The sequence below is a fragment of the Photobacterium sp. genome (assembly GCF_033720175.1).
In the GTDB taxonomy this organism is placed as follows: domain Bacteria; phylum Pseudomonadota; class Gammaproteobacteria; order Enterobacterales; family Vibrionaceae; genus Photobacterium.
In genome coordinates, this window is the sequence record NZ_JAWWDA010000002.1 from 323,972 (window position 1) to 350,467 (window position 26,496).

General features: G+C 47.3%; 21 protein-coding genes. 9 read left to right on the plus strand and 12 right to left on the minus strand.

The genetic code is table 11. The features are described 5' to 3' along the window. Positions 1 to 10: 10 nt before the first annotated feature. Positions 11 to 2,941: a heavy metal translocating P-type ATPase gene (locus R3289_RS04075; protein ID WP_318924212.1), complete on the minus strand. Its 2,931-nt coding sequence runs from the start codon at positions 2,939 to 2,941 to the stop codon at positions 11 to 13. Between the two features lie 117 nt (positions 2,942 to 3,058). Here R3289_RS04075 and cueR point away from each other — a divergent pair, with 117 nt between their 5' ends. Together cueR and R3289_RS04085 are read left to right on the plus strand one after the other, a co-directional pair. After that, on the plus strand, positions 3,059 to 3,445 hold the full coding sequence (cueR, locus tag R3289_RS04080) for a Cu(I)-responsive transcriptional regulator (protein ID WP_318924213.1): 387 nt from the start codon (positions 3,059 to 3,061) through the stop codon (positions 3,443 to 3,445). Between the two features lie 69 nt (positions 3,446 to 3,514). Beyond that, positions 3,515 to 3,763 (plus strand): hypothetical protein, encoded by a 249-nt coding sequence (locus tag R3289_RS04085; RefSeq protein ID WP_318924214.1) that lies wholly within the window; start codon positions 3,515 to 3,517, stop codon positions 3,761 to 3,763. A gap of 54 nt (positions 3,764 to 3,817) precedes the next feature. Here R3289_RS04085 and R3289_RS04090 read toward each other — a convergent pair whose 3' ends face one another. From R3289_RS04090 to R3289_RS04120, 7 genes are all read right to left on the minus strand, one after another. Further along, on the minus strand, positions 3,818 to 5,161 hold the full coding sequence (locus R3289_RS04090; RefSeq protein WP_318924215.1) for a TldD/PmbA family protein: 1,344 nt from the start codon (positions 5,159 to 5,161) through the stop codon (positions 3,818 to 3,820). Further along, positions 5,161 to 6,546: a TldD/PmbA family protein gene (locus R3289_RS04095; protein ID WP_318924216.1), complete on the minus strand. Its 1,386-nt coding sequence runs from the start codon at positions 6,544 to 6,546 to the stop codon at positions 5,161 to 5,163. The genes R3289_RS04090 and R3289_RS04095 overlap by 1 nt, the downstream gene beginning before the upstream one ends. An 86-nt stretch (positions 6,547 to 6,632) precedes the next feature. Next, positions 6,633 to 7,628, minus strand: coding sequence for a GTP-binding protein (locus R3289_RS04100; protein WP_318924290.1), 996 nt, complete (start codon positions 7,626 to 7,628; stop codon positions 6,633 to 6,635). A gap of 139 nt (positions 7,629 to 7,767) precedes the next feature. Continuing rightward, on the minus strand, positions 7,768 to 9,756 hold the full coding sequence (locus R3289_RS04105; RefSeq protein ID WP_318924291.1) for an acetoacetate--CoA ligase: 1,989 nt from the start codon (positions 9,754 to 9,756) through the stop codon (positions 7,768 to 7,770). Between the two features lie 166 nt (positions 9,757 to 9,922). Next, a complete protein-coding gene (gene maiA / locus R3289_RS04110; RefSeq protein ID WP_318924217.1) occupies positions 9,923 to 10,564 on the minus strand; it encodes a maleylacetoacetate isomerase in 642 nt (213 codons plus the stop codon). A 40-nt stretch (positions 10,565 to 10,604) separates the two neighbouring features. Further along, positions 10,605 to 11,627 carry a fumarylacetoacetate hydrolase family protein gene (locus R3289_RS04115; protein ID WP_318924218.1) on the minus strand — a complete coding sequence of 341 codons (1,023 nt, stop codon included), beginning with the start codon at positions 11,625 to 11,627 and terminating at the stop codon, positions 10,605 to 10,607. A gap of 32 nt (positions 11,628 to 11,659) precedes the next feature. Then, positions 11,660 to 12,793, minus strand: coding sequence for a homogentisate 1,2-dioxygenase (locus R3289_RS04120; protein WP_318924219.1), 1,134 nt, complete (start codon positions 12,791 to 12,793; stop codon positions 11,660 to 11,662). Positions 12,794 to 13,202: 409 nt separating this feature from the next. Between R3289_RS04120 and phhA the strand changes: the two genes are divergently transcribed. From phhA to R3289_RS04145, 5 genes are all read left to right on the plus strand, one after another. Beyond that, entirely contained in the window at positions 13,203 to 14,015 is an 813-nt protein-coding gene (gene phhA / locus R3289_RS04125; protein ID WP_318924292.1) for a phenylalanine 4-monooxygenase, read from the plus strand. Beyond that, a complete protein-coding gene (locus R3289_RS04130; RefSeq protein WP_318924220.1) occupies positions 14,008 to 14,358 on the plus strand; it encodes a 4a-hydroxytetrahydrobiopterin dehydratase in 351 nt (116 codons plus the stop codon). Before phhA ends, R3289_RS04130 begins: the two co-directional genes overlap by 8 nt. Before the next feature lie 286 nt (positions 14,359 to 14,644). Then, complete coding sequence (locus R3289_RS04135) at positions 14,645 to 15,997, plus strand: paraquat-inducible protein A (protein WP_318924221.1); 1,353 nt, start codon at positions 14,645 to 14,647, stop codon at positions 15,995 to 15,997. 37 nt (positions 15,998 to 16,034) lie between these two features. Continuing rightward, on the plus strand, positions 16,035 to 17,681 hold the full coding sequence (gene pqiB, locus R3289_RS04140) for an intermembrane transport protein PqiB (protein WP_318924222.1): 1,647 nt from the start codon (positions 16,035 to 16,037) through the stop codon (positions 17,679 to 17,681). Beyond that, the gene (locus R3289_RS04145; RefSeq protein ID WP_318924223.1) at positions 17,681 to 18,280 is read left to right on the plus strand and encodes a membrane integrity-associated transporter subunit PqiC; all 600 of its coding nucleotides are present in this window, start codon (positions 17,681 to 17,683) and stop codon (positions 18,278 to 18,280) included. The genes pqiB and R3289_RS04145 overlap by 1 nt, the downstream gene beginning before the upstream one ends. A gap of 8 nt (positions 18,281 to 18,288) precedes the next feature. Here R3289_RS04145 and R3289_RS04150 read toward each other — a convergent pair whose 3' ends face one another. After that, complete coding sequence (locus R3289_RS04150) at positions 18,289 to 18,504, minus strand: acetyltransferase (RefSeq protein WP_318924224.1); 216 nt, start codon at positions 18,502 to 18,504, stop codon at positions 18,289 to 18,291. 254 nt (positions 18,505 to 18,758) lie between these two features. Between R3289_RS04150 and R3289_RS04155 the strand changes: the two genes are divergently transcribed. Beyond that, positions 18,759 to 19,664: an ROK family protein gene (locus tag R3289_RS04155; protein WP_318924225.1), complete on the plus strand. Its 906-nt coding sequence runs from the start codon at positions 18,759 to 18,761 to the stop codon at positions 19,662 to 19,664. Positions 19,665 to 19,736: 72 nt separating this feature from the next. On the opposite strand, the gene R3289_RS04160 is transcribed toward R3289_RS04155, so the two are convergent. Both R3289_RS04160 and R3289_RS04165 read right to left on the minus strand, forming a co-directional pair. Next, positions 19,737 to 20,783, minus strand: a complete 1,047-nt coding sequence (locus R3289_RS04160) for a hypothetical protein (RefSeq protein ID WP_318924226.1) — start codon at positions 20,781 to 20,783, stop codon at positions 19,737 to 19,739. 4 nt (positions 20,784 to 20,787) lie between these two features. Next, a complete protein-coding gene (locus R3289_RS04165; protein WP_318924227.1) occupies positions 20,788 to 21,270 on the minus strand; it encodes a hypothetical protein in 483 nt (160 codons plus the stop codon). A 248-nt stretch (positions 21,271 to 21,518) separates the two neighbouring features. On the opposite strand from R3289_RS04165, the gene R3289_RS04170 reads away from it, so the two are divergent. After that, positions 21,519 to 24,113, plus strand: a complete 2,595-nt coding sequence (locus tag R3289_RS04170) for an ATP-binding protein (RefSeq protein WP_318924228.1) — start codon at positions 21,519 to 21,521, stop codon at positions 24,111 to 24,113. Positions 24,114 to 24,859: 746 nt separating this feature from the next. Here R3289_RS04170 and R3289_RS04175 read toward each other — a convergent pair. After that, a complete protein-coding gene (locus tag R3289_RS04175) occupies positions 24,860 to 26,020 on the minus strand; it encodes an MFS transporter (protein WP_318924229.1) in 1,161 nt (386 codons plus the stop codon). Positions 26,021 to 26,496 lie beyond the last annotated feature (476 nt).

Below are 26,496 nucleotides of genomic sequence, written 5' to 3' on the forward strand. Positions count from 1 at the left end.
GCCGATAATATTAACCATTCTTTTTCTCCTCTGTCTTGCGTGGGGTGAACAGGCGTAACCGGTTCGCATTGCTGACGACGGTAATTGATGAGAGCGCCATCGCGGCACCTGCGACAACCGGGCTCAGCAGAGTGCCAGTGAGCGGGAACAAGACTCCCGCCGCGACCGGAATGCCAAGAGAGTTATAAACAAACGCGCCAAATAAATTCTGCTTCATATTGCGCAGGGTGGCCTTTGACAAGGCGATGGCATCGGCCGCGCCGTGAAGCGAGTGACGCATCAGGGTAAACTGACCACTTTCTATTGCGACGTCACTGCCGCTGCCCATGGCGATACCGACCTCGGCCTGAGCCAGCGCAGGCGCATCATTGATGCCGTCACCGACCATTGCGACCTTGTTGCCCTGCTGCTGCAACGTGACTATCTGCTCCGCTTTGCCGTCGGGTAACACCCCGGCGATAACGGTTGTGATCCCGGCTTGTTTGGCGATAGCTTCCGCGGTAATTTGAGTGTCACCTGTCAGCATAATGACATTGAGCTTCATAGCCTGAAGGCGCTTGACCGCTTCGACAGAATCAGCCCGTAGCGGATCGCTGATGCCAATCAGACCAATCAGCTGCTGATTGGCTGCAACATAAATTGGGGTTGCACCTTGTTTGGCAATATTCTGGGCCTCTTGCTCAGCAAGACGGGTATCCACCCCCTTCTGCTGCATCAGGCGCTGGTTCCCGAGTAGAACGGTGATATCACCGATGATGCCAGAAACACCGAAGCCGGGAAGTGCCTGAAAGTCCTGCTGCGGATGCAGGATAACGCCTTCTTTTTGTCCCATTTTTACAATGGCTTGTGCCAATGGGTGTTCTGAGCCTTGCTCAAGGCTGGCGGTCAGGCTCAATAAACCGGTTTTGTCAGTATCGTGGTAAGTAAACAGGGAAGTAACCTGCGGCTTGCCTTCGGTCAGAGTGCCGGTTTTATCCAGCACTACGGTATCAATATCGGCGGCAAGCTGCAGTGCCTCTGCGTCACGGATCAGGACGCCGAACTCGGCCGCCCGGCCGACCCCGACGGTAACCGACATCGGGGTTGCCAGTCCTAGGGCGCAAGGGCAGGCAATGATCAGCACCGTCGTGGCAGCAACCAGCATATAAATCATGGTGGGCTGTGGGCCGAAGTTGTACCAGGCCATGGCCGTTAACGTGGCAATGATCATCACGACAGGAACAAAAATGGCTGAAATCTTATCGGCCAGGCGGGCCAATGCGGGTTTGCTGCTCTGGGCCCGGCGCACTAGCTGAATGATGCGTGACAACATCGTATCGCTGCCGATCCGCTCGGCCCGGAAAAGCAGACTGCCGTTCTGGTTGATGGTACCGGCATGTAATTGATGCCCGGTCTTTTTATGCGCCGGTAGCGGCTCTCCGGTCAGCATTGACTCGTCTAAATAGCTTTCCCCTTGTTCTATCACCCCGTCAACCGGTACTTTGGCCCCGGGGCGAAGGCGTAGCATCATGCCGACAGAAACATGCTCCAGCGGCAACTCTTTTTCAACCCCGTCAATGACTGCGATAGCCTTCTGGGGCTGAAGATCGATCAGGCGTTCGAGCGCCTTGGAGGTGCGGCTGCGGGCTCTTGCTTCAAGGGCGTGGCCCAAGGTGATTAAACCCAGAATCATCGCCGAGGCTTCAAAGTAAACATGCCGCGCCTGTTCGGGGAACACACTCGGGAAAAGAACAACAGCGATGGAATATAACCAGGCCGAGCCGGTGCCTAAGGCGACCAGGGTATCCATACTCGCTCGGTGGTGAGTAAAGGCCTTGTACGCATTAACAAAAAAGTGGCGTCCTGCGGTGATCAGCAAGATAAAGGTAATAACGCCGATCCCTCCCCAGGAAAGCTGGCTGGTTGTAGAGTTGATCGACATACTGCCGCCGAAAACACCCCACGCCATCAGAGGTACACCAATCGCCAGGGCGATAATGGCATTATGTAAATGTGTACGGTAGATTTTTACATTTTGTGCTTGCTGGCGTTGGCGACGGGTTTGTTCATCTTCGCTCTGTTCGGCACCGTAACCGGCATCGATAACCGCACTGATCAGGGCTTCTGGGGTGGCATTACCTAAAATGTAGGCGCTTCTTTCTGCCAGGTTAACATTGACCTGCTCAACGCCGGCCACGCTGTTTAAGGCCTTTTCAACTGAAGACACGCAGCTGGCACAGGTCATCCCGCTCAGCAGCAGTTGAATGTACTCCCCATCGCTTTTAACTGAGGGAGGAGTGGCTTCTGCTTCAGAAATCCTGCGCTCTGGTGCAGAAGCCGAAGCGTCAGTTTCAGAGACCACATTATCAGCTTCATCCTGGCGGGGATCTTGATCCAAGACATCATAGCCTAAGGCATTGATAATACCGATCAGCTCAGACTTTTCGAGAGTGGTTGACACAACGGCCTGGTTTTTAGTGACGGAAAATTCGGTGATAGCGCCATGTTCGCGAAAGGCTTGCTCTACTTTCGCCACACATTTACCGCAAGAAAGGCCAGCCAAGGCTAACGTGTATTGCTGCGCATTCGGCACGCTGTAACCCAGGCTCTCAATTTCAGCGATCAGCTCTGCATCACTGAGGCTACCATTTGCCTTCAGCCAGGTTTTAGTGATCTGGTGTGAATAAACATCATCACGGCGGTTGAGCGCTTGTTCTAGTTTGGCGACACACTTGCCGCAGGAGAGACCGGCCAGAGGCATTGAAAATGTATTTCCGACCCCATATCCCAGTACTTGTATCGCTTCAACCAGCTCATTCACAGCCGCATCGCCCTGGATCTCGGCCTGCTGGGTATCAACGCTGGCTTGCTGAACACCGGGTAAGGTTTCCAGCGTCTTCTGGATTTTCTTGGCGCATCCCATGCAAGACACATTGTGCAAGGGGAGGATAATGGTAGACATAATTTCGACCTCTTGAGTAAGGTAACGATAAAACTTGAAAAGTGTTCGGATAAGTCGTCTACTATCAAGATTAATCCTTCCAGTGACTGGAAGGTCAAGATCTATTTGGAGCTGAATATGAATATCAGTGAAGTTGCTAAACAAACCGGCCTGACGGCGAAAAATATCCGTTTCTATGAAGAAAAGCAGGTGGCGTCCTTACCAGAACGAGGCGTAAACGGGTATCGGGTCTATAATCCGCAACAGGTGGCTGAACTGCACCTGATCCGGCGCTCAAGAATTGTCGGTTTCAGCTTAGAAGAGATCAAGGCGTTGCTGCAGCTTACCCGCGATCCTCACCGCAAGAGCGCTGACGTCAAAGCCCGCGTTATGGCGAAAATTGAAGAAGTCGAAGAAAAAATAAAAGAGCTCCATGAAATGAAAAAGACATTGAAAGCGTTAGCCGAAGACTGTCCGGGTGACGGCGGAGCCCGGTGTCCTATTATTGAAAAATTAACCGCTTAATTTTAACGTCAGGCATATGGTGTTACGCACTTCTTCTATACTTTTATGTGACAGCGGAGGAGTGCCTATATGTTTATCGCTATTCAGCATGAAATTACCGATCCTAAAGAATTCTGGCAAAAAGCCAATGGTGCACTAAGCCATTTGCCGGCAGGGATGAGATTACACTCTACCCTAGGCAGCCAAAGCGACAGCCGGTGTCAGTGTATGTGGGAAGCTGAATCAATCGATATGGTGAGGGAGTTTCTGGAGCCAGAACTGGCGGATTCGAGTGTGAACACTTACTTTCAAATCGACCCGGATAAAGCGATAGGATAGGAGCAAGTGTCTAGGGGGCGAGAATCGAGTCACTCGCCCCCTAGAATCTTTGATCTATTTCCCCGCAATACTCAGGCGGCTGAAACGGATCTGAGGCGCGTAGAAGTCACGCTCGTAATCATGAGCAAGGGTATTTCCTACCGCATCAATCTCTTTCAGCATCTGATAGAAGTTGCCTGCAACGGTAATACCACGCACCGCTTGAACACGTTTGCCATCTCGGCACAAGAAACCACTCGCGCCAAACGAGAAGTCACCGCTGACGGCATCGGCACCGGAGTGGACACCCTGTAGCTCAATCAGTTCCAGGTATTCACCGGCAGTTACTTCTGCTGCTGAACTGGTACCTGCGGCAATGACCGTATGACGCGGGGCAACCCCTAAACCGCCTTTTGCCGAACGCGCTGCATTCGCGGTATTCTCAATGCCAAAGAAGCTGGCAGTGTGGCTGTTGTGCAGCAGACTCTGCAGCTGGCCTTCACCAATCAAAATGGTATCGCGAGCCGCAAACCCTTCGCTGTCGAAGTGTTTAATGGCAAATCCGCCGTCAACAAAGGCGCTATCAGACACGGTCAGCAACGGGCTGGCAACTTGCTCATGAAGCGAGTGGCGCCACGGGTTAATGCCTTTCATGGCTGACTGACCAGACAGGCACATGCTGAATCCGCTGAACAGGCTGCTGAGTGAGCTGAGATCGAAAATGACCGGATAGCTTTTGGTGGCAACCGGTCCGCCTTCAAGCAGTGCCTGAGCAACATCGTAACCGTGATTGATGCAGTAAGCAGGATCAAGCTGATCAAAACGACGACCAGACGACATGCCGCCGTGCATCGATTGCTTACCATCCTGTTCATACAGGGTATATGCATAGCAGTAGGTCGAGCGTTCCTGGTGCTGGCATAATGTGCCCTGGGTATTGGCCAGTATGACCTGGCTGTCAGATTCGGCAAATCCATTGTATGGCGAGCTTTTCGCGTGAGGTTTAGTCACCACACCGTTTTCCAGCGCGAGAGCCAGTTCGATTTTGTCGTCTGCCGTTGCATCATCTTGCTGATAGATTTCTGCCACATCAGTGGTGATCTTGCTGTCAATGCAGCTGATGGTCTGATGGGCATCTTGCTGAGTGAACTGCGCGTTCTGCAGCGCCCGTTCAAGCATGATATCCAGGCTGGCCGGCTCCAATGATTCAGAATAGCTGGTGGCAACACGCTGGTCTTTGACCACGCGAATGCCGATCACCTGACCTGACGTGACTTTGTATTCCGCCAGTTCACCATCATTAGCCTTGAGCGAAAAGTTGTTGCTGCAATTGGCAATCACATCCGCTTCGGCACCGGAGGCTTTGACTTTTTCTAATACGTGGTCAATCGCGTGTTGAAGTTTGTTTTGATCAGCCATTAGTTGCCACCTCCCACCAGAATATTATCGACTTTCAATGCCGGTTGTCCCACGGTCGTTGGAACCGAGCCGCTGACCGAGCCGCACATACCGGCTGCCAGTGCGAAGTCGTTGCCGATCATGCTGATTTCTTTGAGTACTTTAGGACCGGTACTGATCAGGGTCGCAGATTTGAGTGGCTTGGTGATTTTGCCGTCTTCGATTAAATACGCTTCCTGTACTGCAAAGTTAAATTCGCCGGTGCCGGGCTGAACAGAGCCGCCGCCCATTTTCGGCGCGTAGATCCCACGTTCAACACTAGCCACCATCTCATCCAGCGAGCTGTTGCCGGCTTCAATGAAGGTATTGCGCATCCGTGACGTTGGCGCGTATTTGTAGGATTCACGACGGCCAGACCCGGTTGGCGCATAACCGGTCTTCATTGCGCCCAGTTTATCGACCATGAAGCTGGTCAACTTGCCGTCTTTAATGAGCTGGGTACGCTGGGTTTCCATCCCTTCATCATCGATATTGATGGAGCCCCATTGGTTGGACAGGGTGCCGTCATCGACCGCACTCACCACAGAGTTGGCGATCATTTCGTTCATTTTGTCGTGGAATACCGAAGCCTTCTTCGCCACCGAAGTGGTCTCCAGCAGGTGACCGCAGGCTTCGTGGAAAATTACCCCGCCGAAACCGTTACCGATGATCACCGGCATTTCACCGGATGGGCAGGTTTCTGCAAACAGTTTGACGATGGCTTGTTTTGCAACTTGCTGGCCAAGTTGTTTCGCATCAAGGGTGTGATGAAATTCCCATCCCGTCAGCGCCCCCGGTGCTTCAAAACCGGTAGATTGCTCGCTGCCGTTCTGGGCCATTGCCGTCGCAGCAACACGGGTATAGTGACGGGTATCGCCGATGTGCAGGCCGTTAGAGTTGAAGATTTCAATCTGTTGTTCTCGCTGCAGCAGGCGGCCAATAAACTGCGAGATTTTTTCGTGTTCAGTGCGGGCGGCATGATCGACTTCTTTCAAAAAGGCAATTTTCTGTGCCAGTTCCGCACCCTGGCTAAGCGAATAGCGGCAAGAATGCTTACTGGTGTAGCGGTTGAGGTTCAGCGCGGTGCCGTCAACAATTTGATCGCGCTTGTCTTTAGCGGCAAGCAGGCTGGTGACGCGTTTTAACTCTTCTTCGTCGGTACTGTTGGTATAGCCGTACAGCACTTTATGGCCGAAGAACAGGCGAATACCAATACCAAAATCAATCCCGGAATTGACTTTATCCACGTCGCCGGAAATGAGTTCGACCGAACTGGATTGGTGATGCTCGATAAATAATTCGGCAAAATCTGCGCCATGAAATAGCGCATGATCAATTACTGCTTTTGCAGTAGCAGGGTTTAGCATAGTTGCTCCTTGCTAATTTATAATATGTTTACACTATCAGTGTTGCGTGCAGTTCTCGGTGTTTTTCAAGATTGCATTCAGTGATATTAAAGTGCTGTATCGCTTTGAACCAACGAGCACAAAATACTCTCTAGCTCATCCCAGGGAAGCAGTTCTTTGTCGATCACTTCAATGCGTGATTCAAATCCTTCCAGAGATAGTTCGTTGACAGATACCACTCGGTTGACGACATTAAAGGCAAAACAGCCTTGCTCGGTATTTACAACGGCTTTTATACGTTGGGCATTTATATTTGAGAATAGTTTAAATAGATCTGAAAAACTGAATATCTGATCGGCGGCGAAGAACCAGCCGCAGCTGCGATAGCCCTGGCCACTATTTTCTTTACGCAGATAAGTTTGGCCCGGTGCCAGCTCAATCTCCGGAAGCGGCACGACTTCGTTATCGCTCGCATGATGATGGTCATGGCTGTGAGCAGCCTGGCGTTCAATACGTTCGATATCGAGCCAGTTAAGGTCCAACAGCCCTTGCTCGACTCTGCCAATCGCGGCTTTGGCAGGCTGGCATTGTTCGATAAAGGTATCAAATGCGGTGATATCGTCATCGACGCACTCGTCGATTTTGTTGGCAACCACGACATCGGCCAGGCTCAGTTGATCCTGGAAATTCTGATTGTTGGTGTACTGCAGATCGGCAAAGTGGCGCGGGTCGACCACGGTGATAGTGGCTTTCAGATCGATATAGTTCTGATAGATATCAGAGGTTAGCTTATTGATGACCTCTTTAGGATGGCCTAACCCGGTTGGTTCAAGCAGCAGGCGGTCGGGTTTCTGCGCTAACAGAGCATTTATACCGACCGACATGGGTAAGCCTGTCACACAGCACATGCAGCCGCCCGGTACTTCTTTAACAATGGCACCCTGCTGGCTCAGAATGGCTCCATCAACCCCGACGTTGCCGAATTCATTAATGAGGACGGCCCATTTTTCATTTTCTGGCTTGCGCGCCAGCAATGAAAGAATCGAGGTTGTTTTTCCGGCACCCAAAAAGCCGGTAATAATATTGGTCGGTATACGCTTCATAATGAGTATTTGAGCCACTTAGATGCTGAATGATTTAGCACCATATTACTGCAAAAAATCCTCCATGTAGAAATAAACGATTCAGGGAGTATAAATAGCGGGTGAATTGTCGGCGGGGACTTGAGTGGTGCGCAATTGGCTACTCCAGCTCTTTATGCCCTTTAAATTGTTCCAAAGCTTGCGGATTGGCCAGTGCGCCGACGTTTTTTACCGGTTGACCATGAACGATATTGCGTACCGCCAGTTCGACCAGTTTTCCTGATTTAGTGCGGGGAATATCATTTACTGCCAGGATCACGTCAGGAACATGACGGGGAGAGCAGTGGGTTCTGATGCGCTCGCGAATGGTATTTTTCAGTTCGTCGTTGAGTTCGCAGTTGTCTGCGAGCTGGACGAACAGCACCACACGGACATCGTTTTTCCAGTGCTGGCCAATAACGACGGAGTCCACAATCGCTGCTAACGGATTAACCTGCCGGTAAATTTCTGCCGTGCCGATGCGCACTCCGCCCGGATTTAACACGGCATCGGAACGGCCGAAGAAAATGATGCCGCCGGATTGTGTCAGTTTGACAAAATCACCGTGATGCCAGACGTTGGGGAAGGTATTCCAGTAGGCATTTTGGTAGCGGCTGCCGTCGGGATCATTCCAGAATCCGACCGGTTGATTCGGGAAACTGTTGCAGCAGACTAATTCCCCTTGTTTATTGAATTCAGGCTCACCCTGTTCATTGAAAACCTGTACATCCATGGCTAATGCGCGTCCCTGACATTCACCGCGATAGACCGGATTGATAGGGTTACCAATCGCAAAACAGCCGCATATGTCAGTGCCGCCGGAAATGGAGGCCAGCTGCAGATCTTTTTTTATTGCCCGGTAAACATAATCAAATTGCTCAGGTGCTAATACTGAACCGGTTGAGCACAGGGTTCTTAGTTGGGGCAGGGTATGGGATTGAATGGGTTGATAGCCTTGCTTTTCCAGTGCCTCAAGGTATTTTGCCGAGGTGCCGAACAGGGTCACGCCTTCTTGTTCTGCCATATTCCACAGTACATTGCCATCGGGGCAGAAGGGAGAGCCGTCGTACAAGATGATTGTTGCGCCAGACGCTAATCCGCTGATCAGCCAGTTCCACATCATCCAGCCACAGGTGGTGAAGTAGAATATACGATCACCGGGCTGTACATTGCTGTGAAGCTGATGCTCTTTTAAGTGGTTGAGCAAGGTGCCGCCGGTGCTGTGCACAATGCATTTCGGTTTACCGGTCGTACCTGACGAGTAGAGGATATAGAGCGGGTGGTTGAACATAAACTTCTTAAATTCAATAAATTGTGGCTCATACTTGTTTAAAATGTCATGCCATTGTGCAAGGCTTATTTTTAAGGTAGTGCTTAATGGTGCCAGTTCAGCGAGATTGACATCGGTGCGGGTATAAGGGATCACAACCAGATGTTCAACACTGGGTAGTTTGGTCAGTATCTCAGCCAGCTTGGGTAAGCTGCTGTGGGCTTTGCCATTATAGAAATAGCCATCAGAACAAAACAGGACTTTGGGTTTGGTTTGTCCGAAGCGTTCGGCCACACTGTCGATGCCAAAGTCGGGTGACGTCGATGTCCAGACCGCGCCTAATGCCGTGGTCGCTAACATAGCAATAACCGCCTGTGGCAGATTGGCGATATAACCGGCGACGACATCGCCTTGTGTTACACCGCTTGCGGATAAGAACTGAACCAGCTGCGAGGTCTGCCGATATAGCTGCTGCCAGCTAATATGCTGGCGGCGTTCAGGCTGGCCTTCGCAATGAAAGATCAGGGCATCAGCTGCCGCGCGGTAATTCCAATTTTTTAGCAGGTTTTCGGCAAAGTTAAGCGAGGTATGGGGGAACCACTGGGTTTCTTTCGCGGGTTGGCTGGATTGCTCCGGACAGAAGCTGACAGGCTGGCATTTTTCGCCGATGACGCCACAAAAATCCCATACCTGATCCCAGAATGCGTCACTGTTGTTGACTGACCAGTGGTGAAGTTGGTTGTAGTCGTGAAACAGCGTGTTTTTTTTGTCGCTGAGCTGAACCATGAACTGATAGAGCAAACTGCTATGGATGCATTCCCTTGACGGTAACCACATCATCTGCGGGATTTCCGGGTTCTGATTATTTCCACCGTTGCCATCAAAGTGAACGACAGGGTCGTTGCGAGCAGTTTGGCTGTCATTTTTGTCCATCACTTTTTACTCCGTTATAGGCTCGCCTGCCTTTGTATGCTGTATTGGTATAAAAATGAGAGCTCTTTAAACGCTAGCTCTGATTGTCAGGATGGGCCTGAATAAAGGCATCCAGCTGCTGACAATGGTGATCGATACGCACCAGGGTCGGATAAGGGCTGAGATCAAACCCAAATCGGTTGGCGTTATAAAGCTGCGGTACCAGGCAGATGTCGGCCAAAGTGGGGCTGTCACCGCAGCAGAAAAGGTCACTGGCATTGTCTCTTGTTCGGTTATTGACGATTATCGTTTCCAAAGCCTGACAACCACGCGCCAACCAATGGTGATACCACACCATCTTTTCGTTTTTATTGGTTCCGAATTCACTGTTAAGGTAGTTGAGTACTTGCAGGTTATTCAGCGGGTGAATATCGCACGCAATCAGTTGTGCCAGTGAGCGGCATTGTGCCCTCAGCCAGGGATCGGCCGGGAGCAGTGCATGCTCTGGATACGTCTCTTCGAGGTATTCAATGATAGCCAGCGACTGGCCAAGCACCCCCTGGTCGGTATCCAGGCAGGGAACCAGGCCATTGGGATTAAGCGACAAATAGCGAGCGCTTTTCTGCTCACTGTCTAACAGAGAAACAGGGCATTGCTGGTAGCTCAGCCCTTTTAGATTGAATGCAATACGAACCCGGTATGACGCTGAAGATCGAGAGTAATCATAGAGTTTCATTCTGATCCTTTCTCTGCTATTTACATTGGCTTATACCCAGCTACTTGGGCATATGGTGGTTCAAATCTTCGTCATCGTAGATATTAGTGTAACGCACGACTTTTTGCTCGATGGCACCGAAGATAGAGTGACCGCTGTCGTCAAGCATCTCGATCCGCACCTGATCGCCAAATTTCATAAACGGTGTTTTCGCGGCACCCTCATCAATCATTTCGAGCATCCGCCGTTCTGCGATACAGCAAGAGCCGCTGGAACGATCTTTATTGGAGACGGTACCTGACCCAATAATGGTTCCGGCGCATAGACGGCGGGTCTTGGCGACATGCTGGATCAGCTCTGCAAAGTTAAATGTCATGTCGGTGCCAGCGTGGGGCTGGCCAAATAACGTGTTATTGAAGTGGATGGTTAACCGATGATGTACTTTAAAGTCGTGCCAGCTATTCCCCAGCTCATCAGGGGTCACAGCGACCGGAGAAAAAGCCGAAGCCGGTTTTGACTGGAAGAAACCAAACCCTTTTGCCAGCTCGCCGGGGATCAGGTTACGGAGCGAAACATCATTAACCAGCATCAGCAGTTTGATATGGCCGTGAACCTGTTCGGTACGGGCCCCCATCGGAACATCATCGGTGATGATGGCTATTTCCCCCTCGAAATCAATGCCCCACTTTTCATCGGCGGCTGGAATGTCTTGATACGGGCCAAGAAAAGCGTCAGACATTCCCTGATAGATCAGCGGATCAGTCCAGAAACTATCGGGCATCTCTGCGCCGCGAGCCTTACGTACCAGTTCGACGTGATTGACATAGGCACTGCCATCAGCCCATTGGTAAGCTCTGGGCAGGGGAGAGGAACAGAGTTTCGGATTGAACGGGAAGATATCGTGGGCGATGTCATCATTCAGGTTGCGGTACAGATGTTGTAAATCGGTTTCTACCTGATCCCAGTTATCGAGGGCAAACTGCAACGTAGGGGCAATGTTATGGGCATGGACAGCCCGGGTTAAATCTCTCGAAACAACAATGAGCTGTCCATCACGACCATGGTTAAGAGACGCTAATTTCACGTTGGACTCCTTATATTTACATTGTAAATTTTTTAACTTTTTTCATGTCGCCATGAGTAGACATAATCTTTATTTTCGACCCCATCCGGCAAATCCGCAATTTCCAGCGGGAAGCGGGCATCGATCATTACCGCCACTTCATCGGTTTCTTTCTTAGGATGTTGCTGGCTGGTGGCTAAGGCCTTTGGGTGCGGGCCGTGCGAGAATCCGCAAGGATGGTGGGTGATCATGCCGGCTTCGATGTTATCGCGGCTGAAGAAGTTACCGCGGTGGTAGAATAAGACTTCATCGTAGTCGTCATTGTTATGGTAGAACGGCACTTTGAGTGCGTTCGGATCACTTTCAATCGGCCTTGGTACAAAAGTACATATCACAAAGCCATTAGCCACAAAGGTGCTATGTGCTGATGGCGGTAAATGATAGCGGTGGCTCATCAGCGGGCGAATATCACGCCAGTTCAGTTTGAACACCGTAAGATCGCCTTTCCAGCCCTGGGCATCTAACGGGTTATACGGGTAGGTGATGGTATTCATTTGATTGCGGGCTTTAAGCAAGACGAGCCAGTGCTGATCGCTGTTTTGTTGCGCCAGAAAGGACTCATCTAGGCGGGCGTATTCGAGGATCGCCGGATCAAAGATCGCATGCTGTCCCACCAAGCCCCGCTCAGCCATCTGATAGCCGCTGTTAGTCGCTTCAATGAGCAGCAGCGAGACGGGTTTGTCAACTTCAATTCGCCAACTGGTAGCACGTGGGATCACAATGTAATCGCCATCGCGGAAAGAGAGGTGGCCGTAATCACAATAGAGATGGCCGCTACCCTGGTGGACGAATAAAACCTCATCGCCGTCACCGTTGCGAACCAGGTGGTTCATATTCTGCCGGCTATTCCATACTCGCAGTTTCAGGTTGTCGTTATACAGCAGCAACGAGGCATCCCACGGTGTGACGCCCGGTTGTTCCAGCCGAGTGGTATCAATAGCCCGGGGATGTAAGGGCCCCTCCCAGTTTATCCAGCCTGTTGGCGGATGTGTATGGTACATGTGGCTGGCAGGGCCGAAGAAGCCCTCTTTACCGCATTCCCGCTCGTAGGTTCCGTCGGGTAAATCACAGTGTGCCTGCCGGGAAGCCTTTCCCTCAATGATTGGAAATTGAAACCAGTGCCGCATCCTCTAGCCCCTCTTCATGTTAATAAAGCTGTTTGATGAGTTGGTAGCGCCCTTTATTCACTTTGGTTGAGACTGAGCGAACAAGCAATAATATCAATGAGTATAATCCTTGATCTGATGGGCTGAATAATTACGCTGATTGGTATGAACCCCTTAATTATGCGGGTGAAAACCGTATCGATTTTTGTTTGTAACGTTATGTATTTTATTGTTTTTTTTCTTACCATTCTGGAGTCGGTGAAGACAAGGGCGGGAGGCTCAAAACTGTTAATGTAAAATAATTATTACAGAGTGGGCGTGGCGATTCTCATTCAGCGGTTCCGGTTGCTCCCTTAAAGCACCTAACCTTAACAGATGAACTCGCATCGCAGATACGGTAGCCGGTTGGTATTTCCAAGGTTGGTGGATGATGGGAAAAGCGGCAAAGTATGTATCGAAGAAACCAGATGAGAATGGGTATATTGACTGGAGTCATGAAGAAAACCAGATCTGGCATGACTTAATTATTCGTCAGCTCAACTGTATTGATGGCCGGGCTTGTGATGAATATATTGCCGGGCTGGAACTGTTGAACCTGCCAACCGAACGCGTGCCGCAACTCGACGAAATCAACCAGGTTCTGGGCAATACCACGGGGTGGCAATGTGTAAAAGTACCGGCGTTGATCAACTTTGATCGCTTTTTCGGCATGCTTTCCAATAAGCAGTTCCCGGTCGCGACATTCCTGCGTCACCGTGATGAGTTTGACTATTTGCAAGAGCCTGATTTTTTTCATGAAGTCTTTGGACATTGTGCCATGTTAACGAATCCTGCGTTTGCTGAATTTACCCACACTTATGGTCGTTTAGGCTACGAGGCGAGTAAAGAAGATCGGGTATACCTGGCTCGCCTGTATTGGTTTACCGTTGAATTTGGTTTGCTAAGTGTTAACGAGCAGCGAAAAATTTATGGCGGCGGCATTTTGTCCTCTCCGGGCGAAACGGAGTATGCGATGACGGGCACGACTGCGATTTATAAACCGTTTGAACCTGTTGATGTGATGCGCACGCCATATCGCATTGACATCATGCAGCCGATTTACTTTGTGCTTGATAATATCAACCAACTTTATGAGCTGGCGCAGCAAGACATAATGGCGATGGTGCAAGAGGCCAAGGCGCTGGGGCTGCATACGCCGTTATTTCAACCACAAAACAGGGAGAGCATGGGAGACTATGTCTGATTTACATCAATTGAAATGCGAAGCTTGCCATAGCGACGCCGAAAAAGTGACTGATCAGGAATTGACCGAACTGTCACAAGGGATCCCGCTCTGGAACGTGGTAGAGCGACAGGGCATTATGCAGTTAGAGCGTCATTTTACATTCAAGAACTTTAAACTGGCATGGGCGTTCAGTAATCAAGTGGCTGAATTAGCGGAGAAGGAATTTCATCACCCGTCCATTACCCTGGAGTGGGGTAAAGTCACCGTGATCTGGTGGAGTCATTCGGTGAAGGGACTACATAAAAATGACTTCATCTGTGCGGCAAAAACCGATATGTTATTTGAAGGCAGTGCTGCTTGAAGACTAAGCTATATGAAGACCAAGCCATTTGAAAACCAAGCTATAACATAATACTTCATCATTTAAGCCTTCCAAATTGGAAGGTTCTTTTCTCTCACATATAAGCTGATTACCGTTTTATAACCTATCAGCAGATAAAATCATGATCCCACCCTCGGCGGTTTGTCATCCCGTTATTATCCGCATATCCTCTTGTATTTTCAGGTTTTATATTACCTGTTCACTGATGGTGTTCGAAAACTCTCCTATACTGAGTTGATAAGTGTTAACTGGATCCTACCCGTATATGACGGAACACAGCACACCTGAACCGATGATAGCCTGTGAAGAGTGTGGATTAGTCATCGCGCTGCCGACATTATCTGATGGGCAAAAAGCGGCCTGTCCGCGTTGCCATCATACCCTGATCAAGCAGATCAGCCTGCCATTCCAGCGTCCTTTCGCTTATGGTTTTGCGTGTTTAATTATGCTGGTGCTGAGTGTCAGCTTTCCTTTTATGTCATTCAGTGTACAAGGGATCACCCAGGAAATAACCTTGCTGCATGCTGCCAAAATGCTTCAGTATTTTGAAAATAGCCTGTTGGCGATGCTGCTGTTATTAACGGTCGTGGTATTGCCCGGAAGTTATATTACCGCCGTACTGTATTTGTACCGCCAGGCATCGAGGCACCAGTATCGCAAGAGTTCCAGTCAGCATATGCGTATTCTTAAACGAGTGTATCGGGGAACTTTTCGAATCGAACCCTGGATCATGGTTGATGTGTTTCTGATCGGAGTACTGGTCAGTCTGATCAAGATTGCCTCGCTGGCTGATGTCGGCCTCGGTATGTCGTTCTGGGCGTTTTGTGTGTATGCCATGCTGGTCGTGAAATGTGTTTCGATGGTTGACCGAACTTGGCTATGGCAACAGTTTGTTCCGATACAAACGTTAGAAGGCGTGAAGCTTGGTGATACGCACATGTCGGATAACCATGTGAGCTGCCACACTTGCTCACAATTGAATCCACTGCCTGCAACCTCGGATGCGAAATGCAGCCGCTGTGGCAGCCTGTTACATCGCTACAATCCCAATCAGAGTCTGCAACGGGCATGGGCGTTGCTGATAGCTTCAGCGGTGTTCTATATTCCGGCTAATTTATATCCGATTATGTATACCGTCAGCCTCGGTAATAGTGAAGGTTCGACGATTCTGGGAGGGGTTGTTCTGTTGTGGCAGTTTGGATCCTATCCTATTGCGATGGTCATTTTTCTGGCCAGTGTGGTGATCCCGCTCGCCAAAATGTTTTCTTTGGCCTGGCTATATATCAGTGCACAGCGTATTCGCGACAGATCGACCACGCAAGTTATTCAGCGGTTACGCTTATATCGCATGACAGAGCTGATAGGCCGCTGGTCGATGATTGATGTTTTTGTGGTTGCGATTTTGGTTGCTCTGGTGCAGTTACATAATTTAATGGCGGTTCTTCCCGGGCCTGCCGCGCTGTCTTTTGCTGCGGTTGTGGTTTTTACCATGCTATCCGCGATGACATTTGATCCCCGTGCATTTTGGACCTTATCGGACATTCAGCAAGATGAGCGCGATCAAGATATAACCATTACATCCCCACCGAAGAGGGGCGTTTCAAACCATGGCGCTTAGTTGAAAATAACTACTAACTTTAATGGGATGCCTGACTATGAGTGATAACAAGCCCGCGAAGGCTGAAGTCGAAAACCTGAGACAGATATCAACAATATGGCTGGTGCCGGTTATTGCCGTGGTGATAGGGATTTGGATGCTGGTTCAGTATGTCAGCAGTAAAGGGCCAATAGTGACCTTGCAACTGAATACAGCGGAAGGGATTGAAGTGGGTAAAACCGAAATTAAATCGCTGAATGTCAAAGTCGGGGTGATCACCGATGTGAAATTGAGCGACGACTACACCTATATCATTGCCGAAGCTCAGATGAATAAAGATGCTGAGCGCATGCTGAAAGCAGATACCCGCTTTTGGGTGGTGAAACCGCGTATTGGTAAAGAAGGTATTTCTGGGCTCGATACGCTGCTGTCGGGTTCTTACATCGAATTGCAGCCCGGGGTTGATAAAGAGGAACAGCTGAAATTTACCGTACTGGAAACGCCACCTGTCGGCCCTGCAGATGCGAAGGGGCTGCGTTTGGTACTGACTCACGATGAAGCCGGAAAGCTGGGCGTGGGTGATCCGGTATTGTATGAAGGTTTTACCGTCGGTCGGGTTGAGACGGTGAGTTTTGATACTAAGACCAAGAAAGCAAACTATCAGTTATTTATTTTCCAGCCTTATGACAGTTTGATCCGCTCTCGCACCAAGTTCTGGTTGAGCTCAGGTATCGATCTTAAGATGTCGGCGGATGGACTTAACTTGACGATTGGTTCTATAGAGTCACTGATCACCGGAGGAGTAAGCTTCCGGGTACCGGAAGGCTCCGAAGAAGGAAAGCTGATCACTAAACAGATGAGCAAGTTTAAGCTGTATAACGATCTGAAATCAGTACGTGAACGGGTGTTCGACGAGTATCTAGAGTTTGTCATGATGTTTGATGAATCGGTACGAGGCTTGAACGAAGGCGCTCCGGTTGAATACCGAGGAATTCGTATTGGTACCGTGAAGAAAGTACCGCTGCGTTTGGCAACCAGGGAAAAAGGTTTTTCGAATAAGCAGATCCCCGTATTGGTGCGCATCGAACTTGGTCGTGTTAACGATCATTTAAGCTATAAAACGTCACTGGAATTAAAAACCAGCCTGGTTAGCGAATTCAAGCTGGGTCTGCGGGCAACATTGAAAACCGGTAGTTTTCTGACAGGGGCTTTGTTCATTGATACTGAGGTGTATCCGGAAGAGAAAATGCCCGACATTGTCAAATATGATGAGTATGACCTATTTCCGACTCGTGCTGGTGGCTTTGCCGAAATTCAGAAGCAAGTCAGTAGTTTACTGATCAAGTTTAATGACCTGCCCGTTGATGAGACATTAACGTCACTGACCCGGAGTTTAAATGCGTCACAGAAAAGTTTATTGGCGGCAGAAAAGGTGGCTAATCAGTTAAATACATTGTTAGCACAGAAAGAGACACAAGCAATTCCGGGTGAAATCCTTGAGAGTCTGCAACAGATCCAATCGATACTAAATGGATTTGGCCCGGATGCAGTGCCTTATCGCAACCTCGAAGAGGCATTATTGCGTTTTGAACAAGTGATGACTGAACTGCAGCCGGTATTAAGGCAGCTTAATGAAAAACCCAATTCTTTAATCTTTAGCAGTGAAAAAGCCAAAGATCCGATTCCTGCCGGGGGGCACCAATAATGCGAAAGTGGTTATTACTATCGGCCTTAGCGCTAACAGCGTGTAGCAGTCAGCCAGATGTGGTGAGCAACACCTATCTTCTTCCTGCCAGCGGGCAGGCTGCGATAATTCAGGCGGATACTCAACAACCAATGTTGGTGGTACGCCCGGTCGAAATGGCGGAACATTTAGCAGGTACGGGGTTGGTTTATCAGCTGAGTGAGACCGAGATCGTACGGGCTCAGCAAAACCTGTGGGCTGAAAGTATCAGTGAGCAGTTAACACGTCGTATTAATGATGATCTTCGCCAGAAACAGACAACATACTGGCCAATAGAGCTGACACCGGCACTGGCTACCGCGGGCTTGCCAAGATTGCAGGTGAAAATCAATCAGTTTAATGGCCATTTCTCAGGTATGGCGCATATTAGTGGTGAGTGGTTAGTCGTCGATGGTAAAGGTGATCTGCAAGGAGTGTTTCCGTTTAAGTTTCAGGTGCCGCTGGAACAAGAGGGTTATAATGCTCAGGTGAAAGCCTTGTCGGTAGGGGTGTCTCAGTTAACCTCGCAGATTGCCCGACGATTGGCAACGATGCCGGTTAAAGCACCGTTGAAGTTGTAATTAGGTATTTATTTTTGTTTGAACCGGTAATAACCGTTAATCCAGCATTCAGGCAGTTCTTCACCAGAGGGAAAAGCCAGATTCTGTTTGTCAATGGCCACTGGCTCCGCCAGATCTTCCCCTGATTGATACTGCACATTTACCTGCTGTGAAAACGGGTTTATCAATGCGCCCATATCAATCACATCGACCAGATCACCGGTGCGTGTCTCTTTTAGAAACATAATGCGACTCTCCTTAAGTATTGGGTCTGTTGCTATGAGTATAAGTATGGTCGATTTTTATCATTCGGTAATTGAACATTTCAATCTGTCAGCAACGGCGATTTCTAAGAGGGTTGCTGATCCGCTCACTATTTGGGTAATTTGCTAGGTGGCTAACTGAATTAATTTGCGTAATGCTATTATCATATCCAACTCATTTTTAAGATGATTTGGATATGTCAGGCAGACATGAAATTTAGCCGAGGGAGTAGGCCATGAGCCAGTATTATTGGGGCGTCGATCTTGGCGGTACCAAGATTGAGTGCGCAGTGATGTCACGAAAAGATAACCGTTGTGTCGTACGTAAACGTGTTTTGACACAAAGTGATAAGGGTTATGTACACACCTTACAGCGGATTAAATTATTAATTGATCAGTGCGTCGAAGTGGTAGGAGAATATCCTGATGCCATTGGTTTTGGCACGCCGGGGGCTCTCGATCCCCAAACGGGTGTGATGAAAAACTGCAACTCGACGGCGCTCAACGGCCAGGCGCTTGATAAAGATTTAGAAGAGGTGCTTGGCATAAAAGTCGTATTAGCCAATGATGCAAATTGTTTCGCATTGGCAGAAACACATTTAGGCGTCGTGAAGCGTTTAAAACCAGAAGCTGAAGTGGTCTTTGGTATCATTATGGGAACCGGTGTTGGCTCGGGTCTGGTTGTCAATGGCAGATTGATTAATGGCTTACATGGCATTGCCGGTGAATGGGGACACAATGTACTTGAGCCAAATGGTGCGCCTTGTTATTGCGGTAAAAACGGTTGCCTTGAAACGGTTATTTCAGGAAAAGGCCTTGAAGCCCACTACAACAACCTGGCGAAGAAGGCTCTATCGCTACCTGAAATAGTCAAGCAAGCCGCTCGAGCTGACAGCTATGCTCAACATACCTTGACGCGTCTGATTGAAAAGTTCGGTCTGGCTGTCGCTCAGGTGATCAATATTATTGATCCTGACGTCATTATTGTGGGTGGCGGGGTGGGAAATATTGGCGCACTTTACCAGCATGCGCCTAAAGCGATTGAACGGCATTTATTCAACCCCAGACTAGAAACGCTGATTGTGAAACCTGACTTAGGTGACAGCGCAGGGGTATTTGGAGCCGCGATGCTGGTGAAATAGCCGTGCACCATTCTTATCTTCGTCTGGTGATCTGCCCAGGCGACGATCGGGAATCAACGGGCACTACCCACTTCAAAATACAAAGTTCAGCATCAGCGTGTAAAGTTGTACATCCTTGCTTTCATTGTTAAGAGTTGGCGATGTAATAAATTGCCCCATAGAGCCGCTGTTGTAATCTTCCTGGCCCATAAATATGTTTTGCCATTCGGCATTAATTGAAACGGAGTTGGTGAGATCAAGGCGAAGGCCTGCGGTGAGGTTGTTAGACTTTCTGCGGTGATGGCTTTCGCCGTAGACTAAGTATGGCGTGAACTGATCGAAATGGTAAGCACTGCTGAAATACCAGCTTGTCTGCAAATTATCGGTTTCCAGCTCTGACATAAACAGCCATTGCTTGAAAGAATATTCTGCACCTAATGTATACATGTTCAACCTGTCGTAGGTTGGTTCTGGCAGCATATTAAAGTCGGCGTACATGTACCCTGCATGTACCCGGAAATTAAAGCCATTGACGTCGAATGAGATGCCCGTTACTCGTTCCGCATCAAACAGGAGCTCATCATTGCCGAGCTCAGTTTTGTATTTTTTTGAAGAACCATAATACGGGCTAATAGTCAGAATAGCTTCGTCTGAGAGGGCATAGTCCCAATGAAGGGATAATCCGTCGTAAAAGGTAAAACCGAGAATACTGTCATAAACTTCTTGGGGAGGACGGGCCCAGGTATAAGCCTGACCAACGTAGTAATACTCAGAGGCAAGGAACAGCGGCAACCTTAACCGGCCACCTTTGAAAGACCAGTTATTGTCGTTATAGGCAAGATACGCCCATTCAATTTCAGGATCAGACCAGTCATCTTGCGGGCGTTTCACGACTTGTATCGACGTATTAAACGTATCAGTAATGACCAGATCAGCCTGTAAACCGAAGATAGTGTCACAGTCATAACACGTTTTGTCCGTGATCTCACGATGAACAAACAGCGGGGTTTTATTATCAGACTGGGTGATCGAAGCTGAACCAAAGCCGCTGACTGAAAAGTTATCGGTAATTTTTATTGCGGCATGAGAATGTAATGGAGCGATCGCAATGAAAAGTAATAAAGAAAATGATTTTTTCATAACCTTACTCTCCCTGTAAGATTGTGATAAGGATATTCGCATTATCTGGTACTGATTCGATCGGCGCATAAGCTATGCCATTAGGATTATTATTAAGCCACTCGATAATGTCTTTAATATCATCGCCATTGAGTTCTTCCGGTGGTGTACCTTTACCTGAAAAGGAGAGGCTAGCCCAATAGCCATTCATCTGGGGTATGGACTTTCCAAGTAACATGTCATAAAACTCTTCTCGGTGAATAGAGCTTTCGGGCAGATCAACCAGAACAATTTTAATGTTGCTGTTTAAATTTTTAGTTCTTCCTTTATATAGCATTCTAGCTTTACTTTTACTGAGTGCCGGAAAGGTACTGTTTAGGGAAAATACGGAAAAACCGGCTTCTTTTTCTTTGTTTTTAGCAGCAAATGTGGGAAAGCAGAGAAATGTGATTAATAATCCTAACAACATGTTGGCCTGAATGTGTCGAACATGAAATTCACTATCCATTAATTCTTTTCCATTCACCCTTAATTAGTCCTAATATAGATAATAGTAGGCATAAATGTAACTACAAATAGACAGGCGTGTGGCAATAAATAAATGTGATTTGGGTTCAAGTTCAAGGAGATGAGATGAGCCTGTTGAATAAAATATCGATAAAAAAAAGGGTACGGCTTCTGGTAATATTTCCCTTGCTATTCACCTGTGTATTTGCAGGTTTAGAGATCAATAATCTGTATCATGAGGTACAGGATTTGAATACATTAAATGCTCGTATTGAGTTATTGACAGAACAATCTAAAATTTCATCGGCGATACATGCCTTAAAAACAGAGCGATTACAGGGTGAGGATAGCACTCTGGCTGAAAAACAAGTTTCAGCGTCGATCGATAATGTTTCACATTTACTCTCTGGGGCCTTTAATGGCGATCTTTTGGCAGAAATGTCACAGGTAATGGCTGAGATGGGAAAAGCGAGCGAAGAGGTTAAGGTACTCGCTAAAGAAGACTTAAATGATTGGTCACTTTGGGTGGATGACTTAATTTATCAGTCTTTAATCAATTTTGAAAAAGAGATCATACACACTGGAAATACTGATATTGAGCAGAATGTAAGTGTTTTATACCAACTGCAGTGGCTGTTGTTCTGGGCACAAGAAGAAAATTGGTATGTTCATCAATTTCTAGCCAAAAATAACATAGACTATAAAGCATCCTTGTCGGCAGTCATCGAACGTCAGCAGTTATATATTGATCGATTTATTTCAATTAACGCGCAACCTGAACAAATTGAATTATTGCTTAAAACGTTTTCCCACCCGGCATTCGCAAGCAGCTATAAACTTCGAGAAGGTATCTTAACGGGTGAGATTAAAAGCAGTGAGATCAGGAAGGGGCTGACCGCATTTAATCAACGATTTAAACTGATCCAGTTTGTGGTGTATAAAGTTAATCGACAGTTAGTTGATGAAATCCAGACATCAATGAATAATGCTAAGTTGCTGATGGGCATTTTTTTGGTAGTGATTGTTCTGTCACTGGCGCTGATGAGTTATCTAGGGGCTAATCTTTCTCGGCGTATAATCAATTACTTACAGCAGGTAATTCGGACAATGTCTCAGATTGAAGAGACTCGTGATTACTCGTTGAGAATCGTTCAAGACGGTAACGATGAATTCACGCTGTTTAGTAACAAGTTAAACAAGCTGATCGAAGAACGTGCGATTAACGAAACTAAGATCATAAAGGCCAAAGAAGAGGCAGAAAAGGCGAACCTCGCAAAAAGTTCATTCCTTGCCAATATGTCGCATGAGATCCGGACTCCCCTCAATGGCATCGTCGGTATGTCAGCTATCCTGGCTGATACCGATTTAAATCCATCACAGTCGGAATATTTGCGCACAATAGAAACCTCATCGCAGACACTATTTATGTTGATTAACGATATTTTAGATCTGTCTAAAATTGAATCAGGTAAATTAGTGCTGACGCCATATGAGTCAGATATTTATGAGGTCGCTTATGACACCATGGCGGTCGTATTGGCTAGAGCGTCTGAAAAAGGCCTCGATCTGCAACTCAATCTCGATCCAAGGCTACCTCAATTTATCATCATTGATGAGCACCGCTTGCGTCAGGTGTTAATGAACCTGATATCTAATGCGGTTAAATTCACTCAAAATGGGACCGTTGTTTTATCCATTAATTGTGATTCAATCAATGAGCATAAAGCGACACTACTATTTTCAGTTCAGGATTCAGGCATAGGTATCGCCAAAAATAAACAACATCAGATCTTTGAACCATTTACTCAAGAAGATGGCTCTATCACTCGACAGTTTGGCGGTACAGGATTAGGGCTGGCGATTTGTTGTCAGCTGGTTGAGCTCATGGGAGGAAGTATCGGTTTGGATTCAGAGAAAGGGAAAGGCAGCCATTTTTTCTTTTCTCTTGAGGTCGATATACAACAAGTGGAGCCTAAGACTGTTCCTGAGTTTACAGATATAAGATGCTTGCTATTGTGTAATAAGGCACCCTTTGCAATGCAGTTAGCTGATGAGTGTAAGAAATACGGCTTGGATGTCTCTTTGTTCACCTCGCCTCCGGAGCTCGCCCTACCGATGATGGGGCAATATGATTTGCTGCTGTATTGCCAACGTACGATGGAGCAAACCACACAATATATTGAACGACTGCGGGCAAATTCCTTAAGCCCTGTTTTGGTTATATGCGGTAGTCACAGAGATGGACAATATGATTATGGTAACGCCATTAATGGCGTCGTGACGTTGCCAATACTGGGTGAACGCTTTGTGAAAGTGATCAGTGACTCATTATGTTTGGAAAAACATAAAAGGGAGTCTTTGCACCGTCACCTTTTAACACAAACTGATACCTTGGTGACTGACTCTGATAATAACCATCTTGGTTTAGTGGCAACAGATACCACCACTGCTGAAAGAGTGAATAAAGCCCTTATTTTGATTGTTGAAGATAACCGGATTAACCAGAGAGTGGCTTCCATTTTACTTGAAAAATCGGGTTATGCAGTTGACGTCGCGGAAAATGGAAAAGAGGCTGTTGATGCCGTAATGAAGGGCACCCGCTATAAAGCCATTCTGATGGATTGCATGATGCCCGTTATGGACGGCTTCACTGCGACACAAGAAATCCGGCGCTGGGAAACTGTGAATCAGATTGATCGGTTGCCGATTATCGCCTTGACAGCCAGTGTACTTGATGAAGATGTTAAGAAATGTTTTGAAGTCGGAATGGATGACTATATTGCAAAGCCATTTAAGAAAGAACACTTATTAGAGAAGTTAGAGACCTTGATGGAATTGGTATAAAAATAAAATATCCCCGTGGGCGCATAGTGATTCTATTTGAAGTTAGCTAATGTGGTGAAAAGTGGCGTTGAGGTAAAAATAGCCAGAAAATCGGTCCGGTAGTCTGGGTCATAATAACGATTTTTAATCGGCCTCGGGGAGAAAGCCAGCCTGGCATTCTTCTTCTTGTGCGAGATCTCTTACAAATCTGTGCGAGATGATATTAAAATCGTTAATATCAATTCTTTTTGGGTGAATAAAATGCTTTTATTATCAATATGATAGTTTTTGTTTTTATGTTTTTATCAAATATTCAGGTAAAAGTGTGAACTCAGTTCATTGATTAGAATTATAAAACAAGTAGTCTGTTTATGTCAGATGGAACTGACGGAACGGAACAGGAAAAAGCCAGGGACATTGGCAGCCTCAGGATGAGGGCGGTGAATCAGGATGATTTATCGGACATGGACTGTGAAGGGATAATCGGAAGGAAACGATATAGTAAGCAGGATGACTTACTAGTCAGGACGACAAAAACGGACCACTTCAGGATGAAGTCAGGGACACCTCCAGGACGGAGAGGAGAGTCGGAACAGGATGATTCGACGGATCAAGGTAAGATCAAGGACATCTCTGGGATAGAGAATAAAGGACTGAGCTGAAGGAATCGGCGATATCATGGAATGATGCAGGGAGCACCATAGTAGCGGGATTGCTGCAAGTAAGACCTAAGGGCGCGACGAAAGTCGCGCCCGCTCTTTTTGTAACTAGTTAGCCAGAATTTGAGGCTTACGTTTAATACATGCAAACAGCATATATATTGCCGTGCTTAACAGCACAATGAAGAAAAAGTCCATTAGTCCATTTTTTTCAATCATGAATCGATTCGCAATCATCGGGCCCGACGCTGAGCCTACGCTGTAGCTAAAAAGCATTATTTGTGTCGCTGAGACGATAAAGGAAGAATCAAGATCGTCACAAGCCAAAGTTATTGCAATTGGGTACAGCGCAAAAGCAGACATCCCCAGTAAGGCCAATGCGAGCATTAATACAAAATAATCATTATTCAGATATATTAGCCCCATCGCAAATACACCGACTAAGCACATCATCGCTAATAGTAGTGTCTTACTCATACGATGAGCTAATGCACTGATGATAGGTTGAATTACCATACCACCAAGAATGATTGCCGCCATTAAAAGACCAATTTTTTCATCACTAATGCCGCTTTGACGTAATCCTAAAGGCATTAATCCATAAATGCTGCCCATGACGATACCAGAGGTGGCACAACCGATAACGGCTGGCTTACTTAAGCGTGTAATCTGCTTCAAGGTCAGGTTACGGTGCGATTCACAAACGGGCTGACCTTGCTTAATCAATAATGGCGGTAAGATCGCGATTAAGATCAGGGTTAAGATTACGATAAAAGGTCCGAAGCCACTAATCCCAAATAAACCGATACCAAACTGACCTAGCGTTGTGCCGCCGTATAGCGCCGTCATATAAAAGCCAAGTCGTTTCGCGCGCTCTTTTTTATCGTCGCCAATCAGCAGCCATGATTCAACAACGACAAAGATACCGGCTACTGCCATCCCCGCAACAAGCCGGGCGAATAGCCACACTTCTTTGTGTGGAAATAGCGGCATTATTGCAACCGTTAATGCTAATGATGCAAGAAAACCAATAAAAGCGAAACGGTGACCAATCTTATAGATCACCGGTTCAATCATCATCGAGCCAATAAGAAGACCGACATAGAAAATACTGGCTAACCAACTGGCATAACTTGTATCTATCTTGAATTCTCCCATCGCGAGTGGGATAAAACTCATTAAATAGCCAGATGCAATGGCAAAAATAGTCAGCCCGGCAACAGGTACAAAGATACCTCCGCCTTTGCGACAAGTAGTGGTATTAGTCACTACCGCGGTCTCCAATATCAGTAAGGTTTTTCGAATAACTGCAGTAGAAAAAAGCAGCATATGATTGTTCAGGAAGAGGAATATGAACTTAAAAATTACGATCGTAAAATGAGAAAAACTTATCCGAATGATAACTTTTATTTGTATTACATAAGTGGACTATTTTACATTTAGAACAAGATGAATTATGACTGCCGATTATGAGCAATAAGGTTAATTAAGTTATTGTTATTAAATGAACATGACGAGAAAATCAGTGATTTCACAACATTCATTTCATCGCTAATGTTTAGTGTTATAAATGAATGTTTTTCTGACTAATTGGTGAGTTAGCCGAAAATTATTTAATATGGGGTTATTATCGCTCGGAGTTCTCGAGCTAGCTATGTTGCGGGGGGAGTGAGGCAATTTCAGAAGTGCTATCTGGCAAACAACCACCATCAAATAATGTAACAACAATCGATTTCGCTGTTTGG

What these genes read in the sequence shown, in the direction of transcription:
- R3289_RS04085 (WP_318924214.1), top strand. Translation starts at nt 3,515, where the DNA reads ATGTTTATCGCTATTCAGCATGAAATTACCGATCCTAAAGAATTCTGG.
- pqiB (WP_318924222.1), top strand. Translation starts at nt 16,035, where the DNA reads ATGAGTGATAACAAGCCCGCGAAGGCTGAAGTCGAAAACCTGAGACAG.
- R3289_RS04150 (WP_318924224.1), bottom strand. Translation starts at nt 18,504, where the DNA reads ATGTTTCTAAAAGAGACACGCACCGGTGATCTGGTCGATGTGATTGAT.
- R3289_RS04075 (WP_318924212.1), bottom strand. Translation starts at nt 2,941, where the DNA reads ATGTCTACCATTATCCTCCCCTTGCACAATGTGTCTTGCATGGGATGC.
- R3289_RS04090 (WP_318924215.1), bottom strand. Translation starts at nt 5,161, where the DNA reads ATGGCTGATCAAAACAAACTTCAACACGCGATTGACCACGTATTAGAA.
- R3289_RS04165 (WP_318924227.1), bottom strand. Translation starts at nt 21,270, where the DNA reads ATGGATAGTGAATTTCATGTTCGACACATTCAGGCCAACATGTTGTTA.
- R3289_RS04160 (WP_318924226.1), bottom strand. Translation starts at nt 20,783, where the DNA reads ATGAAAAAATCATTTTCTTTATTACTTTTCATTGCGATCGCTCCATTA.
- cueR (WP_318924213.1), top strand. Translation starts at nt 3,059, where the DNA reads ATGAATATCAGTGAAGTTGCTAAACAAACCGGCCTGACGGCGAAAAAT.
- R3289_RS04130 (WP_318924220.1), top strand. Translation starts at nt 14,008, where the DNA reads ATGTCTGATTTACATCAATTGAAATGCGAAGCTTGCCATAGCGACGCC.
- maiA (WP_318924217.1), bottom strand. Translation starts at nt 10,564, where the DNA reads ATGAAACTCTATGATTACTCTCGATCTTCAGCGTCATACCGGGTTCGT.
- R3289_RS04155 (WP_318924225.1), top strand. Translation starts at nt 18,759, where the DNA reads ATGAGCCAGTATTATTGGGGCGTCGATCTTGGCGGTACCAAGATTGAG.
- R3289_RS04100 (WP_318924290.1), bottom strand. Translation starts at nt 7,628, where the DNA reads ATGAAGCGTATACCGACCAATATTATTACCGGCTTTTTGGGTGCCGGA.
- R3289_RS04145 (WP_318924223.1), top strand. Translation starts at nt 17,681, where the DNA reads ATGCGAAAGTGGTTATTACTATCGGCCTTAGCGCTAACAGCGTGTAGC.
- R3289_RS04135 (WP_318924221.1), top strand. Translation starts at nt 14,645, where the DNA reads ATGACGGAACACAGCACACCTGAACCGATGATAGCCTGTGAAGAGTGT.
- R3289_RS04120 (WP_318924219.1), bottom strand. Translation starts at nt 12,793, where the DNA reads ATGCGGCACTGGTTTCAATTTCCAATCATTGAGGGAAAGGCTTCCCGG.
- phhA (WP_318924292.1), top strand. Translation starts at nt 13,203, where the DNA reads ATGGGAAAAGCGGCAAAGTATGTATCGAAGAAACCAGATGAGAATGGG.
- R3289_RS04105 (WP_318924291.1), bottom strand. Translation starts at nt 9,756, where the DNA reads ATGATGTGGTTACCGTCAAGGGAATGCATCCATAGCAGTTTGCTCTAT.
- R3289_RS04095 (WP_318924216.1), bottom strand. Translation starts at nt 6,546, where the DNA reads ATGCTAAACCCTGCTACTGCAAAAGCAGTAATTGATCATGCGCTATTT.